The 15589-nt window shown below is 56.5% G+C and carries 16 protein-coding genes and 1 pseudogene; 7 read left to right on the forward strand and 10 right to left on the reverse strand.

Going from position 1 to position 15589, the window contains the following annotated elements:
• Positions 1-19: 19 nt before the first annotated feature.
• The 4 genes from OCK01_RS21140 to OCK01_RS21155 are packed head-to-tail and all read right to left on the reverse strand — an operon-like array spanning position 20 to position 2072.
• Complete coding sequence (locus OCK01_RS21140; protein ID WP_263825676.1) at positions 20-730, reverse strand: aquaporin; 711 nt, start codon at positions 728-730, stop codon at positions 20-22.
• Positions 723-1067: a nitrile hydratase subunit beta gene (locus tag OCK01_RS21145; RefSeq protein WP_263825677.1), complete on the reverse strand. Its 345-nt coding sequence runs from the start codon at positions 1065-1067 to the stop codon at positions 723-725. Before OCK01_RS21145 ends, OCK01_RS21140 begins: the two co-directional genes overlap by 8 nt.
• Positions 1064-1735 carry a nitrile hydratase subunit alpha gene (locus OCK01_RS21150; protein ID WP_263825678.1) on the reverse strand — a complete coding sequence of 224 codons (672 nt, stop codon included), beginning with the start codon at positions 1733-1735 and terminating at the stop codon, positions 1064-1066. The genes OCK01_RS21145 and OCK01_RS21150 overlap by 4 nt, the downstream gene beginning before the upstream one ends.
• Before the next feature lies 1 nt (position 1736).
• Entirely contained in the window at positions 1737-2072 is a 336-nt protein-coding gene (locus OCK01_RS21155) for an SH3-like domain-containing protein (RefSeq protein WP_112153343.1), read from the reverse strand.
• Positions 2073-2494: 422 nt separating this feature from the next.
• Between OCK01_RS21155 and OCK01_RS21160 the strand changes: the two genes are divergently transcribed.
• A complete protein-coding gene (locus OCK01_RS21160; RefSeq protein ID WP_263825679.1) occupies positions 2495-3466 on the forward strand; it encodes an alpha/beta fold hydrolase in 972 nt (323 codons plus the stop codon).
• A 106-nt stretch (positions 3467-3572) separates the two neighbouring features.
• Positions 3573-4529 (forward strand): annotated as a pseudogene (locus OCK01_RS21165) (dicarboxylate transporter/tellurite-resistance protein TehA).
• A gap of 56 nt (positions 4530-4585) precedes the next feature.
• Here OCK01_RS21165 and OCK01_RS21170 read toward each other — a convergent pair.
• Genes OCK01_RS21170 through OCK01_RS21180 form a run of 3 tightly spaced genes read right to left on the reverse strand, consistent with a single transcriptional unit; the run spans position 4586 to position 7140 of the window.
• The gene (locus OCK01_RS21170) at positions 4586-5365 is read right to left on the reverse strand and encodes an SDR family NAD(P)-dependent oxidoreductase (RefSeq protein WP_263825680.1); all 780 of its coding nucleotides are present in this window, start codon (positions 5363-5365) and stop codon (positions 4586-4588) included.
• A 21-nt stretch (positions 5366-5386) separates the two neighbouring features.
• Positions 5387-6259, reverse strand: a complete 873-nt coding sequence (locus OCK01_RS21175) for a cyclase family protein (protein ID WP_263825681.1) — start codon at positions 6257-6259, stop codon at positions 5387-5389.
• A 56-nt stretch (positions 6260-6315) separates the two neighbouring features.
• Positions 6316-7140 carry an aldo/keto reductase gene (locus tag OCK01_RS21180; protein ID WP_263825682.1) on the reverse strand — a complete coding sequence of 275 codons (825 nt, stop codon included), beginning with the start codon at positions 7138-7140 and terminating at the stop codon, positions 6316-6318.
• A gap of 203 nt (positions 7141-7343) precedes the next feature.
• Between OCK01_RS21180 and OCK01_RS21185 the strand changes: the two genes are divergently transcribed.
• A complete protein-coding gene (locus OCK01_RS21185) occupies positions 7344-8249 on the forward strand; it encodes a LysR family transcriptional regulator (RefSeq protein WP_263825683.1) in 906 nt (301 codons plus the stop codon).
• A 7-nt stretch (positions 8250-8256) separates the two neighbouring features.
• Here the strand turns inward: OCK01_RS21185 and OCK01_RS21190 are convergent, their stop codons facing one another.
• From OCK01_RS21190 to OCK01_RS21200, 3 genes are all read right to left on the reverse strand, one after another.
• Entirely contained in the window at positions 8257-9117 is an 861-nt protein-coding gene (locus OCK01_RS21190) for an urea carboxylase-associated family protein (RefSeq protein ID WP_263825684.1), read from the reverse strand.
• 124 nt (positions 9118-9241) lie between these two features.
• Positions 9242-10834, reverse strand: a complete 1593-nt coding sequence (locus OCK01_RS21195; RefSeq protein WP_263825685.1) for a diguanylate cyclase domain-containing protein — start codon at positions 10832-10834, stop codon at positions 9242-9244.
• Between the two features lie 279 nt (positions 10835-11113).
• Positions 11114-12007, reverse strand: coding sequence for a LysR substrate-binding domain-containing protein (locus OCK01_RS21200; RefSeq protein WP_263825686.1), 894 nt, complete (start codon positions 12005-12007; stop codon positions 11114-11116).
• Between the two features lie 129 nt (positions 12008-12136).
• On the opposite strand from OCK01_RS21200, the gene OCK01_RS21205 reads away from it, so the two are divergent.
• The 4 genes from OCK01_RS21205 to ehuD are packed head-to-tail and all read left to right on the forward strand — an operon-like array spanning position 12137 to position 15588.
• Positions 12137-13333 (forward strand): trans-sulfuration enzyme family protein, encoded by a 1197-nt coding sequence (locus tag OCK01_RS21205; protein WP_263825687.1) that lies wholly within the window; start codon positions 12137-12139, stop codon positions 13331-13333.
• A gap of 39 nt (positions 13334-13372) precedes the next feature.
• Entirely contained in the window at positions 13373-14248 is an 876-nt protein-coding gene (gene ehuB / locus OCK01_RS21210; protein ID WP_263825688.1) for an ectoine/hydroxyectoine ABC transporter substrate-binding protein EhuB, read from the forward strand.
• 31 nt (positions 14249-14279) lie between these two features.
• Positions 14280-14939, forward strand: coding sequence for an amino acid ABC transporter permease (locus OCK01_RS21215; RefSeq protein ID WP_263825689.1), 660 nt, complete (start codon positions 14280-14282; stop codon positions 14937-14939).
• Complete coding sequence (gene ehuD / locus OCK01_RS21220) at positions 14929-15588, forward strand: ectoine/hydroxyectoine ABC transporter permease subunit EhuD (RefSeq protein WP_112951317.1); 660 nt, start codon at positions 14929-14931, stop codon at positions 15586-15588. The genes OCK01_RS21215 and ehuD overlap by 11 nt, the downstream gene beginning before the upstream one ends.
• The last annotated feature ends 1 nt before the right edge of the window (position 15589 follow it).

A 15589-nucleotide genomic window follows, 5' to 3' on the forward strand; every position in this document is an offset into this window, starting at 1 on the left:
TGTTGTGGAAATGTCCTGTTCAATCGGGGGCGAATGCAATCCGGTTGACGACTATCGCTATGAGCAAACCGATTAATTGCGCAACGACGTAGAGTAAGGCTGTGGAGGTAGCCAAAGAAGTGGGTCCCTTAGCGAGGACCACCGCGATTGTCACAGCTGGATTGGCATACGATCCGGATGGGGTCGCAACAATTGCCGCCACAAGCCAGAGGCCAACCCCGAAGGGGCCAGTTTCCCACTTGGCGCTTTTTGCGCATCCAAGCACTATGGAGAGCAATCCCGCCGAAGCAATTACTTCACTCAGCATGAAGGCCGTTGTCGTAGCCGCCGGACCAGCATCTGGGGGGACGAGGATTGTCGAGCCCGCTACTAGCGCACCGAGTGCGCCTCCGCAACACTGAGCGACCACATATGCCGCCGTGCACGTCGCGCTCCTTTCCCGTGAAAGCCACTGAGCAATCGTGATCAACGGATTGAAGTGGCCACCAGAGACTTTGCCGAACGCAACGATTAATCCGACCAGCGCCCCTGCGACAGAGATCGCTATCGTTAAATTAGCGACGAGCGGGATTACTGGACTTTGGCGGGAAACCGCCAGTCCGGAACCCACTAAGATCAAAACCAGTAAAAAGGTGCCAAAGGCCTCAACGAAAGCTCTCCGTAACAGAGGGAGAGCAGGATTTGACTCAAAGAAGCAGGGCGCCTTAGCGAAGAATCGAGAGTCATCCATCGGTTGCGTGCGCCGAAACGTACCGTGCCTCAACTTCCTTCATCTTGTTCGCCAGATCACCGGGGGTCAGGATACCCTTCTGAAACAGGATATTGCTGAACGCGACAATCCACCGTTCGTAGTAGGATAGCTTTCCGATCATCTCAGCGCCCAAAGATTCCACACCGCGGCGCTTTTCCTCGGTATTGATGATTTTGTGAAAATCCAAGACGTCAGCGAGTGCGTGGCATCGCTTTTCCCACGGCAGAAGCTGGTGGTCGACCATTTCGATCTTCCCAGCCGGATCGCCCCCAATATCATTAGGCAGCCTCTTAACAAGCTGTTCTGAGCCCATCATGCAGCCTCCTTGTTATACGTGACAGGAATAACGCCGATCATAGCATCGCGCGTCACCAGGTCTGCGAGCTGAGCTTCGTCAAGATGGTCGGTACCCATCGGACGCATCGGCAGCACGAGATATCGCACCACCGCTGTAGAATCACTGACAACGATTTCGACATCTTCAGGGATAGTGGTCCCAAATTCACGTAGGACCGCTCTCGGTTCGTAGACGGCCCGAGCGCGATAGGGCTTGAGTTTGTACCAGTCCGGTGGAAGGCCAAGAACAGGTCGAGGGTAGCACGAGCACAGGGTGCAAACGATAAGGTTATGAACTGTTGGCGTGTTCTCAAGAACGATCAATTGGGTATCGTCGTAGAACGTGATGCCTAGTTCCTCGCAGGCTGCCCGACCATTTTCCAGGAGGCGTTGCTTGAACCCCGGGTCGGTCCACGCCTTCGCGACGACCATAGCCCCCAAAGCCGGGGTGCGGGAATCGAGCACCTCAATCTGCCGCCGGATTTCTTCCGCTCCGAAAAACTTTCGTTCGACAAGAAGCTCTCGGACGGCAGTTTCCATAATGTCATAGTACCCCGGCATCTCGTCTGATGTGATGGGCGCGTGGTCATGGTCATGGTCGTTATCATGGCTGTGATCGTGTGTTTGTTCATGATCGTGGTCAGACATCTCAAATCCTCTCCAGCCAGTTTTCGAAGATCTCAATCCTCAAACCATCATTGGGTGACCCTACGTAGTCAGCCCAAATTTCCGTGAGAGGAATGGCAATCCGGTAGTAGTGGCCTCTCGAGCCAGCGTTTCGCCCGTAAGCTTCTTCTTCATTGTCGACTGCCATCGTGCCGATGACGCTTTCGACGACGCCCTGCTTTCCGCGTAGGTAGGTGGGCATCCTATAATGACCGACGGGGGAGCGATCTGAGATCGCAACTCGATCACCCGCCTGAAACAGCGGGATCTCCCCAAAGGCCGGGACAACTTCTTTCAGCTGTTGTGCGTGGTGTTCCAATCAGGCCTCCCAATGATTTCTGCGTACTATATCCGTCAACAGCGGCGGCGAAGCAGCGCTGTTTCGAAAGCAACTTTCAACATGTCGAACGTTCGCAACTTTAAGGAAACAGAAGGACGCGCGGTGCAGAACGAACGGCGGTACAGCAAATTGTAGAGCCCTGAGAATTCGGCTCAGACGAGATGGAACAACGCGGAGATCGTCCTCGCAGACCTGAAACCTAGCCTAATCTTTTTAGCGTCGCGCAGCTGTACTACTTTGAGCCCGTTGCGCGCGTACCGGAGACACAGAAGCGGCGGAGTACTTACGTCACCAACCGTAACAATCCATTGCTCATTACGAACATTCTCCGCCAGCGATGAAAGAGCGAAAGTGGCTGCATTGAAACAAGCCGCAGTAACTCACCTCTAAGGAGAACCTCAATGTCTCGCACTCTTGCCGTCCTGCTTCTTGCCTCGGCCTCAATCTTTACGTCGCCTTCCGCAACTAAGGCGTTCGCGGAAACCCCAGCGATCACCCAGCAGGCGCCTGCAACGGTCCACTACCGCACCATGAAGATCGACGGCATCAATGTCTTCTATCGCGAAGCCGGTCCGTCCGACGGTCCAGTCGTCGTGCTGCTTCACGGGTTCCCGACATCGTCCCACATGTTCCGAAACCTGATCCCGCTTCTTGCAGACCGCTACCATGTCATCGCACCTGACTATCCGGGCTTCGGCCAAAGCGATGCGCCCGATCACACCAAGTTCGAATATTCCTTCGGCCACTATGCCGATATTGTCGACACGCTCCTGACCAAGCTCGGCGCTGCAAAATACTCGATGTACGTGATGGATTATGGTGCACCGGTCGGCTATCGGTTGGCGCTCAAGCATCCGGATCGGGTCACCGGCCTGATCGTCCAGAACGGCAATGCCTATGAAGAGGGCCTTCGGGAATTCTGGGATCCGATTAAGGCTTACTGGGCCGAGGATACGAAGGAAAAGCGCGAAGCCCTTTCCGGTCTCGTTGCGCTTGAGACCACCAAGTTCCAGTACACCGATGGTGTCAAGGATCTGACCCGCATCAGCCCTGACAATTGGGTTCACGATCAGGCACTGCTCGATCGTCCCGGAAACAAGGACATCCAGCTCGACCTATTCCACGACTACGGTTCCAACGTCCCGCTTTATCCGCAGTTCCAGCAGTTCTTCCGTGATCGCAAGCCGCCAACGCTGATTGTATGGGGCAAAAACGATAAGATCTTCCCGGAAGTAGGCGCTCATCCCTACTTGCGGGATCTTCCCGAAGCCGAGCTCCACATCCTGGATACCGGCCACTTCGCCCTTGAAGACAAGCTGGATGAAATGGTGCCGCTGATCCGGAGCTTCCTCGATCGCAAGGTCGCCAAGTGAAGCAGGTGGCTTCCTGCGCCCTGAACAGAACGGCGCAGGAAGCCTCACCTTGAAAAGGAGCCATTACAATGGTCGCGCATTTCGTACACTGGCCCGCCTCCGCCGAGTGGGCCCATACGCGCATACGGCGTCGTTCTTCAGCATCGTGATCGGACTTTCCGGCTTTGCCGGGAGCTGGCGTGCCGCTTCGCAAGTATGGGACCTAACGCCCATTCCGGGTGACGTGCTGAATGGCCTGGCGGGGGTGATCTGGCTGTTCCTCGGCATCAATTATGCCGTAAAATGGCTGTTCGCACACGAAAAAGCGCGGGCCGAGCTAGATCACCCGATACAAGGACTTTTCGTCGGACTGGCAGGTGTTGCTACGATGCTTGTTGCTTTGGGAGGCTTGCCGTATTCGCCCGTGCTGGCCACTGCCGTATTCATTCCCGGACTACTCGCGACATTCGGCTTCGCCCTATGGAAAACAGGGAAGCTTTGGCAGGGCGGACGCGATCCCGAACAATCCATTCCAGCGCTCTATCTCCCGCTTGTTGCCGGATCATTCGTCACGGCGATCGCCTTGGGGTCGTTTGGCTTCGATGCGTTCGCCAAGCTTGCCTTCGGTGCGGGATTTTTTTCCTGACTTGCAATCGACTCTGTCGTTCTGCACCGGTTCCTGCACGCACCGGAGCTTTCTCATCAGCTGCGGCCAACGTTTGGCGTGCAGCTGGCACCTCCGGCTGTCGGGAGCGTCGCTTATCTCTCGACAGGTGCTGTCCCAGATGCGCTTTTATACGGCATGCTCGGCTACGCCCTTCTTCAGGCCGCCATTCTTCTCCGTCTGATCCCCTGGATCGCAAAGCACGGGGTTTCGATCTCCTACTGGTCGTTCTCGTTCGGAACAACGGCGTTTGCGACCGGCATGGTCAAGACCGCCGGTTTGACTGAAGACCCCTCAATGGAGGTTCTCGCGATGCTAGTGTTTGGCCTTACGAATATGATCATGATGATCATTCTGGTGGAGACGATATTCTTAGCCAGCACCGGTACCTTGCTGACTGGGAAAACTCCCAAAAATTAATCGATCGGGTGAAGAGACTTCACCCGATCGTCCTTAACTCCTTACAGCTTCAAACACTAGATAATGGTCGGGGTGATGCCGCCATCAGCACGTAACGCAGCGCCATTGGTCGCTGCGGCCAAAGGGCTGGCGACATAGGCAACCATGCTTGCAATTTCCTGCGGCTCAATCATCCGTTGGATGAGCGACGTCGGGCGGTCGCGAGCGAAGAATTCAGCTTCGACCGCTTCAGGGCTTGCGTTTGGATCACTGGCCACGCTCTTAAGGAAGTCCGTAATTCCTTCCGAACGGGTCGTGCCCGGGAGCACCGTGTTCACGGTCACACGCGTGCCCTTCGTCAATCCCGCCATGCCCCTCGAGATCGCCAGCTGTGCCGTCTTGGTCATACCGTAATGGATCATGTCCGGTGGGACCATGAGCCCCGACTCGCTGGCGATAAAGATTACCCGGCCCCAGTCACGCGACAACATGCCAGGGAAGTAGTGACGGGAGAGACGCGCACCGCTCAAAACGTTGACCTCGAAGAAGCGCAGCCAATCACTGTCAGAGATGTCGGCAAAGGCTTTGGACTCGTATATGCCGAGATTATTGACGAGGATGTCTACCTCCGGGACGACGGCTGTCAGGGCAGCCGCGCCTTCTGCTGTCGCCGGATCAGCAAGGACAGCTTTGACACCTTGCCCAAGTTCGGAAACCGCGTCGTCGAGCTTCTTTTGCGAGCGCCCGCATATGATGACATCCGCACCCTCTGCGGCAAGCCGACGGGCGATTTCAAGGCCGATCCCGGCCGTCGCACCTGTTACGAGTGCTTTCTTGTTTGATAGTTGTAAATCCATTATGACATTCTCCGGTTCGGCCTAGCAAATGGCGACGGGATTGATGTTGACTTGGGTCGAACCCTTGTAGAGCGGCTGCCCAAGTACGAACAAAAATTCGAAAACCTGGTCCCGCACGAGAGGACGGCTATCGATCAACTCAAGATTATAGATGCCCTTCTTTGCGAGCATAAACTGGTTGACTGGAAATTCCTGGCCGTCCTTCGCAGGGTAAATCTCCGAGGCCCAGGTGTCCCCACCGAAGGCCACGATGCCTTGGTCCGCCAGCCATTCAGCCGCTTCCATTCCAATTCCGGGCTCGACTTCCAGGAACTTCTTGTCGTCCTCGCCGATAAGTTCGAGCCAGCCGGTATTGAATAGGACGACGTCACCGGTGCGAAGGCTGATGCCTTGCTTTTTCAGTACCGCCTGGATGTCCATCGCGGTGAACTCGGTTGCTTCAGGGACGATCGGCTGACCATAATGAGCGACCATGTCGAGCACGACGCCGCGTGTGACCATCGGCGGGACCTTTTCGATGCCAAGCTTTGTGACGCCTTCGACAGTTACGAAGTCAGCGGCTTTGTGTCCATTGTAGTAGACGTAATCGATGCCGATGTGGCCAATCCCGTTGAGCTGCGTCCCGACGCCGGTCCAGCCGTTGACGAGTTCATCATTGAAGGTGAACTTGTTAGCCGCTTTGCTGGTACCGCCTGCTTCGTCCGGCTGGACGTTGTAGAGATTGAAGCTCCTGTGACGAAACGCCGGCAGGTTCTTATCAATCGGCACGGCCAGCGGATAACTGCGCCCGGACTTGACCAGCTGGACCGCTGCCAAGGTTACGTCCGGCGTCAAAAGGTTAGCCGCGCCAATTTCGTCATCTGGTCCGTAAGCGGAGGGTGCCCAGTCTACCATGTCCATTTCTCCTTTCGCGGTTCAAAATAATTAGAGGTATCGAAAGAGCAGTTGGCTCATGCGTCCCAAGCTGGCGCCAGGCCCGGAGGGCTGACGAGGCGACCACCGGGGGGCGCGAGCTTGCTGATCGTCGCCAGATCATCGGCCGAGAGCTCGAAGTCGAAGACTTCGATGTTCTCCTTGACGCGCTCCGGCTTGGCGGTCTTCGTCAAAGCGACTAAGCCCATTTGAAGAAGCCAGCGCAACCCGACCTGCGCGGCAGACTTGCCATAGCGGGCGCCAATTTCCTGAAGAATAGGATCACGGGGGACCGCTCCATCAGCCATGCCATAATACGCTGTGAGCGCCACACCTGCGTCTCTCGCTGCGCTAATAAGCCGAGCCTGGTCGAGGTACGGATGTGCTTCGACTTGGTTTGTTACGATCGGGGTCTTGCTCACAGCGATCGACTCTTTGAGTTGCGAAACATTCTGGTTGCTGACACCGATGAAGCGAGTTTTACCCGCGGCCTGCACACCGTTCAGCATCTCTATCTGCTCCGAAATTGACACTTTGTCGCCCGGCCAGTGCAGGAGAAGGAGGTCGACACGATCAGTTCTCAGCTTCTCGAGACTCTCGTTTACCGACGCAGCGAACTTGTCCCGGCTGTAGTTGTCCACCCAGACCTTGGTGGTGAGGAAAAGTTCCGCACGCTTGGCGCCGGCCGCTTCCAGAGCCCGTCCGAGTGCGGCCTCATTTTGATAAATTTGGGCAGTGTCGAAGTGACGAAAGCCCGCGTCCAGCGCCGCTGGAACAACCCGTTCCACCTCCGCGTCGGACATTCGGAATACGCCGAATCCAAGCTTTGGGATCACGGCTCCATGAGCACGAATGGTTTCCATTTCGAAGTCTCCTTAGATTGATCACGTCGCACTTCGACATGGCTTGGGGTAAAATGCCGGCAACTCGCACGAACGGCCTCTGCCTGTGGCGCCAATTGCGTAAGCGAAGTTTCATAATCGGGAAGATAAGTGCAATCTCAGGCCTTGATAATACGGCGTCGCTCCACTTTATCTGTGAAACGATTTCATCGAAGGGACGCGTGATGGATAACAGGGCTGGCGAGATGTTGGTATTTCAGCGCGTCGTCGAGGCGGGAAGTTTTTCGCAGGCCGCCCGCTCGCTGCTGATGACGCCTTCCACCGTGAGCAAACTCATCAGCCGGATCGAAACCCGCCTCGGCGTGCGGCTACTTGAGCGCTCGACGCGCCAGCTCGTTCTGACTGAAGAAGGTCAGATCTACTACGAAAAAAGCGCGGAGCTTCTAGCGGGCTTCGAAGAAATTGAGCGCGAACTTACACGCGGCGCAGCAAGTGCGAGCGGAACTATACGTGTTAATGCGTCAGTCGCCTTCGGAGTCCTGGGCGTCGAGCCAGTCCTTCCGGCGCTTTGGGAGTCACACCCCAACATCATCGTCGATTTGTCTTTGTCCGATGAGATGACAGATCTCTACCGTGACCGTACGGACGTCGCATTCCGCGTAGGATCTTTACAAGACTCCACGGCAATTGCCCGTCGCATAGGTGTTGCCAGACGCAAAATAGTCGCATCGCAAACCTACCTGGATCGTCACGGGGAGCCAAAAACTGTCGATGACCTCAATCGACACAACTGCCTGGGGTTCAACTTCCGAAGGGCGGCGCCTGTGTGGCCTCTAAAAGAGAGCGGTAGAATTGTCGACAGCGCGGTTGCTGGACCATTGCTTGCCAACAATGGCGAGACAGTGCGGCGAATGGCACTTGCCGGTGTGGGCCTTGCCCGGCTTGGAGATTATCATGTCCGGGACGACATCCGAGGCGGGCGGCTCGTCGAGGTTCTTTCCCACGCGGTCGATGGTGATGAAGAAGAGATACACGCTCTCTATCTAGGCGGCCCTAGATTGCCACACCGCGTGAGGATTTTCTTAGACTTTGTCTGCCCACGACTGGCAGAATTCCTGACCGGTCCATGAGTGCTGCTCAGGCGCCATGTGACCGATCGTAGCCGTTTACCCGCGGCGGCACCCAGCCAGCTGGTAAGCTCGCAGGTTTATAGATCTCCACCACGAGAGGGAAACAGGCGACGTTGTCGGACGAATGTTCTGCACCGCAGTCGCCACCCGGACACGCTGAGAGAGCGCCAAGAAGATCGATCTCTGCAAAGAACTCAAGGTAATCACCAGGTCGAACAGGGCTGGCTTTCATGAAGTATTGCCCCGTATCCCGCGTGAACCCCGTGCACATGAAGACGTTGAGGACATCATGAATGAAGGGCTCGGCTTCATCCAGCGACTTGCCTGAAGCTTTTGCGAGCGCCCGCGTGAGATTAGAGTGGCAGCAATGATGATACTGGCCACCACTGCTGAGAAGGTTGTGGGTATAAGGATCGCACCGTGTTCCGATGACGTCATGTACTGCGCCACCGAACTCGTCGAAACCATACCAATCGAGCGTGTCATGCGTGATCGTCGCCATCGGCCGCATGGCCGGAAAAGTGGTGAACAGCTGGTCGCCGACGCCAAGGTGGGTGCCGTTTAGAGCGCGGGTCTTGCCGCTATAGAACCGCTCGCTCAGATCATGGGCGTTGAACAGATTGAGATCCCCGACCTGAGGCCCGTCGCTGCAGATAATGCGGAAGAAGTGTCCGGCGGGCACGTGCCAAGTCACCGCATCACGTGGCTCAGCTTTTACCGTCCCAACGAGATCGAGATGTTCCCTGACTTGCCGATACGCCGCGATATCGACCCGTGGCAGACTGTCTACAGGATAGCATATAACCGGAGGAATGGCTTTGCGCGCGTTGGCATCTGCGGGTATTTGCGTCAATGGGGTTGGTTTCATTGGCCCTCTGAACCGATCAGCCCACCAGTTCCCTAGAGGGAATCAAATTGCTAGCTGCTATAACGTAAGACCTTTGGGAGAATTGGCGCAAGCCGCCTTGGCCTGGTTCAGTTGACCGCATAAGTCATCCCGTCGACTGAAGACGTGCGTAGCCCGGTTCCTCCTGCGTATCGGTGTTGAGGTCGGAGGCCAGCTTCCATGTGCCGCGGCCCGCAGCCTTTGCGGCGTAGAGGGCGCGATCGGCCGCCTGGACAAGCACCTCGCCGTCAGGCTCTTTGAGCGAGGAAGAGGCAATTCCTATGCTCACGCCGATTTTGATGGGCAATCCCTTAATCGCGATGGGTTCCTCTAACGCGGCAATGCATCGGCTCGCTAGGTCGCTTATGGATTTCACTGGCGCACGAAAGACAAAGGCAAACTCATCGCCGCCGAGCCGCGCTACCATTCGCCCGCGGGCTTCCTTCTGCAATCGCTCCGCAACCTGTTTCAATACTTCGTCTCCAGCAGCGTGGCCGAATGTATCATTGACCGGCTTGAAGCCGTCCAGATCGAGGCAAAAGATAACTAGGTCGTCATTACCCCCCGTTTCGATGGCTTCTTCCAGACATTTGTAGAAGAACATGCGGTTCGGCAAGCCCGTGAGGGCGTCATGATAGGCAAGACGATTTGCTTCTCTTTCAGCGTTAACGCGATCGCTGACATCAGCGACACTCAGAAGAAGACGTTTTGCAGCGCCCTCATAGACAACCCGTACATAGATGAGGACATGAAGGAGCGTTCCTGCCGAAGACTGCTGAAGCCAAACAGTGCGTGCGTTGCAGTGGTCTTCGAGACCGTCGATGGCTGCACCGAAACGGTCCTTCTCCTCTTCGACATGCAAGTCGATCGCCGTCTTCGTAAGGAGTACGTGCAAACCGTAACCGTAAAATTCTACCGCTGCATTGTTGGCCTGGAGAACTGCAAGGGTCACCCCATCGCACAGCAACATTGGCATCGGATTGGCTTCGAACAATTCCCGGAGCCAGATTTCGCGCTGTTTGAGCTCGGTGATGTCGATACGCATGCCTATAGCGCCGCCATCGGGCGTGCGTCGATCATCGTGGCGCAGCCAGCGCCCGTCGCGGAGTTGCTGCTCTTCCTGCGACGCCGGCTGCCGAAATTTTTCCATACGCTGCTTCAGCCAGAACTCTTCATCGTCCGCAATTTCCGACATTTCGCCACTGGCCAGGCTGATCCTCAAAATGTCCTCGAAGAGGATTCCCGGCCTCAGATGCTGGGCAATGTCCGTGTAGAGTTCGCCATATTTCTTGTTCCAGAGCACATAGCGATCGTCATGATCAAACAGGCAAATTGCCTGTGGCAGCATATCGATGACGAACTGCAAGCGTTGTTTGGCCTCTTTCAAGTCGTGCTCAAGCGAGTGTTTACTGGTGATCAAAACCGCATGACGATCGCGGTCTTCGCCCGACAAAGGGATTAAAGAGACATTGCAAGGCAACCAGCCAGCTCGACATTGGATCGAAGCTGGAAAGCTCGGCTTTGATGCGTCCCACCCGGTGATGAGTTTTGAGGCAGGCGGCCACCGTGCAATTTCGCTAGGACCGAACAGGGCGTTCGCCGCTGGGTTCGCGAAGACGACGCGGCGCCCCTCGGCCTCGACCACAAGTGCAGGCGATGAGCAGGCGTGCAGGACTCGCATGACGTCAGACTGGAGCAATGATTGGCCACCCGCACGGAAACTGCTAGCTTTTAGTTTATAGGGAAAGCCTTAGAAATTCGTTATAGATACTCTGCAATTGCATTGTATTTCCGGATTTGCGGCGGTTAAAGAGCGCGTGTTTTCGTAACCGCACGACGTTGATCTTTTTCGCTTCCTCAGTGCGAAGCCTGGCATTCATTGGCGCTCCGGCGATTAACCTCTTCTGGCGCAATGGTGTGACGCCTTCCTGAAGCCTGCCTTTTATCAGACCCTGGAGATGAAGAGGATACGTGTTAGCTAGGGTTCGAACTTGGAATGCTTAAGAAGTTCCTCGATGAAGTCCGACACGATCCGTGATGGCCGGCGGTTGGGCGGCAAAAGCATCAGCGTCCGGAAATGCACTGCCGCGGCGAGCGGTCGAAGGGAGAGGCCGTTTCCAATGTAGGGTTCCGCGGTCATGGGATTGACCATGCCCACCCCGAGGCCTGCCTGCACCATGGCGCATATTGTCGTAGAATAGGGCGTTTCCAGCACCATCTTCGGCTTTATTCCCTGCTCCGCGAAGATGATATCCGCTTCCCGCCGGGTCGTATCCTCCGGTGAAAGGGCAATGAAATTTTGCCCGTCAAGATCTGACGGCTCGATCGTCTGGCGTGCTTCAAGCGGATGTCCTGCGGGCATTGCAATCGCCACCCGGTAGCGGGCGAACGGCCGGGCCTCGACGCCGGTCACGTCGATCTCGTCAGCAGCAAGCCCGACATCGAACTGCCCGCCCGCCACAAGGTCCTTCACGATCGAGGACATGCGCGCCTGGAAGGTAATAGCGACATTGGGATGGAGCGCCTGAAATGCTCGAAGGGCTTTTGGCATCACATTGGTGCTGAGAGCAGAAAGGCTGGCGACACGTATCTCACCGGACCCGAAATCTCGGATGCGCGCTGCAGCACTTCTGAGATGTATGAGGCCGGAGAAGGATCCTTCCACTTCTCGGAAGAAGAGCTGGCCTTCGGCTGTTGGCAGCATTCTGCCTTTGATTCGATGAAAAAGATCGAAGCCGAGAATGCGTTCAAGTTCCTGAATGCCTTTGCTTACCGCAGGCTGCGAAATGCGCAGCACCTCCGCTGCCCGGGAGGCCGTGCCGTTTGTCATGACCGCATGAAACACCTCAAGGTGGCGGATGTTCATATCCATGGGGCTTCCTAATCCATAACCAGCGAGAATAACCTGCATTAATCTTAATATTGGACGGAATAGCAAGCGGCGTGCTTCTTTGGGGCAGGTAGTCTGCAAGGCGAAAAGCCCCGTAAGGAAGAACAAGACATGAAAGACCTGACGCAATGCGTGGTAACACCCAAGGTCAAGACCGAGGGCTTTGAATCCTTCGGTGTCGCGACACACCGGGCTTCGACGATAGTGTTCGACAACGCGGCAGCGTACGCTTCACGCGGCCAGAGAGGGCATGACGGCTACAGTTATGGGCTCTACGGAACGCCTACCACCCGCACACTGGAAGCCAAGCTCACCGCTCTGGAGCAAGGGGCATGGACCTTCCTCTTGCCGTCCGGACAAGCAGCGAATACGGTCGGCATCCTGCCGTTCGTGCAAGCTGGCGACAAAGTGCTGATCGCCGATACCTCCTACCCGCCGGTGCGTGATTTCGCCAGCCGGGATCTCGCCCGCTTCGGCATCGAGGTTGCCTACTACGACCCGGTTGATACCGAAGATTTGGCGCGTCAGGTCGACAACAGGACGAAGATCGTCTGGTGTGAGTCGCCTGGCTCAACGACGATGGAAATCCAGGATCTGCCGCGTATCGCCGAGATCGCCCACCATCACGGCGCGCTGGTTGGCTGCGACAACACGTGGGCGACGCCGCTGAACTACAAACCGCTGGCGCTGGGCGCAGATATGGTGACAGAGGCCCTGACCAAGTACGTCTCAGGCCATTCCGATCTGCTAATGGGCTCCCTTACCGTCAAGGATGAAAGCCTCATTGCGCCCATCCGTTCGACACTTGGGCGTTTCGGGATCGGGGTTTCTCCGGACGACGCTTCGCTCGTGCTGCGTGGTTTCGAAACGCTCGGCGTTCGGCTAAAGCACTCAGCGGCCGGTGCGGAGACGCTGATCGAGTGGATCCGTAAACATCCTGTCGTCGATCAGGTTCTTTATCCGTCGCTTCCCAGTTTTCCGGGCCATGCCATTTGGAAACGCGATTTCCTCGGTTCAAGCGGTGTCTTTAGCGTGACGTTCCAGCCTGCAGCGATCCCGCATGTCGCTGTGGCACTCGATACCTTGAAGACCTTCGCGATCGGCGCTTCCTGGGGCGGCACCCGCAGCCTCATGGCTCCCATGCCGATCAAGCACTACCGCAGCGCTACGCAATGGGATGGCGAAGACCTGATCCTTCGCGTGAGCGTCGGCCTAGAAGACCCAGATGATCTCATGACTGATATCGAGACGTTCTTCGCGGATATCGCAGACCGCTCTGCTCAGACCGAAACGCGCAAAGCTGGCTGACGCAGCGAATCCATCGACTATAACAAAAAGGGGAATGACATGAACAAGTTCACGCGCCGCATTGCGACTAGCCTCGCCGCGTTTTCACTGCTTGGCCTAGCCGGCCTACCATCGACATCGGCAGCAAAAACAATTGAGGAGGCAGTCGCCGACGGCAAGCTCACCGTCGGAATTCATAACCGCGCGCCTTGGGGCTTTCGTGGCCCAGACGGATTGGTGACCGGCTTCCATCCCGATCTCGTGCGCGCTGCCTTCGAACCGCTTGGCGTCAAGCAGATCGATTTCGTCATCTCTGACTTCGGTGCGCTGATACCCGGCCTCAACGCTAATCGTTTCGACATGATTGCATCAGGTATATCTATCACCCCGGAGCGGTGCGGCCAGGTCGTCTTTAGCGAGCCTGACCTTTCCGTCCTGGATGGGCTGATCGTCAAGAAAGGCAATCCGAAAAACATCCATAGTTATGCCGACATCGCCAAGAACCCGGATATCAAGCTTTCCGGTGGGCGTGGTTCGCTCAACACGAAGAACGCGCTAGATGCCGGCGTCCCGACAGATCAGGTGTTGCAACTGACGGATGCTCAGGCAACGCTCGCAGCCATTCTTTCGGGCCGCGCCGATGCAGCGACGATTTCCGCTCCGTCGGCACAGGCCCTGCTGGCCGACCCGAACCTTGCCGGTTTGGAACGGGCAATGCCTTTCAAAGGGCTGCTGAAAGCAGATGGCAGCGAGGCGGCCATGTATACCGCCGTCGCCTTCCGATCGAAAGATAAAGACCTGCGTGATGCCTACAACAAGCAGCTTGCGAAGATGATCGCCGACGGCACGGTCCGGAAGATCATGTCTAAATACGGCTTTGCGGATTCCGATATGGCTCCGTCGAAAACGACGCTGGATATCTGCGCCGGGAAATAAACCCGCACTCGCTTAATAGGAAGGTAAGGACGTGACCTTCACGGCTATCCTCTCCGGCATCTTTGAAGGTTTCAGTGTGACCGCATCGGTCACACTGTACGGCATGCTTTATGCCGTGCCATTCGCTCTGGTGTTCGGGATATTGCAGTACTTTACTGCCGGTTGGCGCCGTACGCTCATGACGTCGGTCATCGAGTTCTGGCGTAGCACGCCAATACTGGTACTGATGTTCGTGTTTTATTACACGCTCCCGGGAATGGGCATCACGCTTTCCGGTATCGCCGTGGGAGCAATGACACTGGGCCTCCATATCGGCGCTTATGGAAGCCAATCGGTTCGGGCAGCGCTGCAGGCGCTCGACCGGGGACAGGTGGAGGCGGGTTTCGCACTCGGTCTCCGCCGCCATCAGATACTCCGCCTGATCGAACTGCCTCAGGCTTTCGCGGCCATGACGCCGACTTTCGTCAATCAGTTCATTCAGTTGGTTAAGGGAACGGCTCTTGTTTCATTGATTACGCTTTCAGACATGACGCATCGGGCAATGGAGATCAACCAGGTGACCTTCAATCCCGCGGGGATCTACAGCGCGTTGCTCATCGCCTACTTCATCATCTGCTATCCCGCGACGGTCTTCGGGCGGTGGCTAGAGCGGCGGACTATGCCGCAGGGGAGGGGCAATCGTGAACTTTGATGTCCAGTTCGCGCTGTCGATGCTGCCGGTCGTGGTTGAGGCGATCCCAACAACGATACTTGTCGCGATAGCTGCCTGTATCGGCGCCTCGCTGCTGGGGTTTTCGCTGGAAATGATGCGGCGCTCCAATCGATACATTGGATGGCTTGTCCGCTTTGTGATCGACTTCATCCGTTCGACGCCGGCTCTCGTGCAGATCTACTTCTTTTATTTTGTGCTGCCGTTCTACGGTGTGACACTGCCGGCGCTCGCCGTCGGCGTCGTCGGCCTCAGCATCTATTACAGCGGCTACCTTGCAGAAGTGTTCAAGGCCGGTATCGAGGCCATTCCTTCAGGCCAGTTCGAAGCAGCCAAAGCAATCGGATTGACGCGCTTCGATGCCACGGTCTTTGTCATCGCTCCTCAGATGCTTCGCAATATCGCGGCTCCAATGGGCAACTATTTTGTCGGTATTCTAAAATCGACGCCGTATCTCGCTGTCATCGGCGTCAACGAAATGTTGGGCGCTTCCATGCAGGTAGCGTCCGATACCTTCCGGTACGCGGAACCCATGGCAATCGTCGGTATCGTCTTCCTCATCCTTGCCGTTTCCATCGCTCAGCTGGTCCGACTGCTCGAGGAGCGGCTTCTCCTCTCATCCAGGCGGTGAA

Origin of the sequence: Rhizobium sp. TRM95796 (genome assembly GCF_025779995.1) — a bacterium.
Lineage (GTDB): Bacteria > Pseudomonadota > Alphaproteobacteria > Rhizobiales > Rhizobiaceae > Rhizobium_E.

Bases quoted from the DNA above. Each gene is read 5' to 3' on its own strand.
- OCK01_RS21140 (WP_263825676.1), bottom strand. From the start codon at position 730: ATGGATGACTCTCGATTCTTCGCTAAGGCGCCCTGCTTCTTTGAGTCA.
- OCK01_RS21145 (WP_263825677.1), bottom strand. From the start codon at position 1,067: ATGATGGGCTCAGAACAGCTTGTTAAGAGGCTGCCTAATGATATTGGG.
- OCK01_RS21150 (WP_263825678.1), bottom strand. From the start codon at position 1,735: ATGTCTGACCACGATCATGAACAAACACACGATCACAGCCATGATAAC.
- OCK01_RS21160 (WP_263825679.1), top strand. From the start codon at position 2,495: ATGTCTCGCACTCTTGCCGTCCTGCTTCTTGCCTCGGCCTCAATCTTT.
- OCK01_RS21170 (WP_263825680.1), bottom strand. From the start codon at position 5,365: ATGGATTTACAACTATCAAACAAGAAAGCACTCGTAACAGGTGCGACG.
- OCK01_RS21175 (WP_263825681.1), bottom strand. From the start codon at position 6,259: ATGGTAGACTGGGCACCCTCCGCTTACGGACCAGATGACGAAATTGGC.
- OCK01_RS21180 (WP_263825682.1), bottom strand. From the start codon at position 7,140: ATGGAAACCATTCGTGCTCATGGAGCCGTGATCCCAAAGCTTGGATTC.
- OCK01_RS21185 (WP_263825683.1), top strand. From the start codon at position 7,344: ATGGATAACAGGGCTGGCGAGATGTTGGTATTTCAGCGCGTCGTCGAG.
- OCK01_RS21190 (WP_263825684.1), bottom strand. From the start codon at position 9,117: ATGAAACCAACCCCATTGACGCAAATACCCGCAGATGCCAACGCGCGC.
- OCK01_RS21200 (WP_263825686.1), bottom strand. From the start codon at position 12,007: ATGGATATGAACATCCGCCACCTTGAGGTGTTTCATGCGGTCATGACA.
- OCK01_RS21205 (WP_263825687.1), top strand. From the start codon at position 12,137: ATGAAAGACCTGACGCAATGCGTGGTAACACCCAAGGTCAAGACCGAG.
- ehuB (WP_263825688.1), top strand. From the start codon at position 13,373: ATGAACAAGTTCACGCGCCGCATTGCGACTAGCCTCGCCGCGTTTTCA.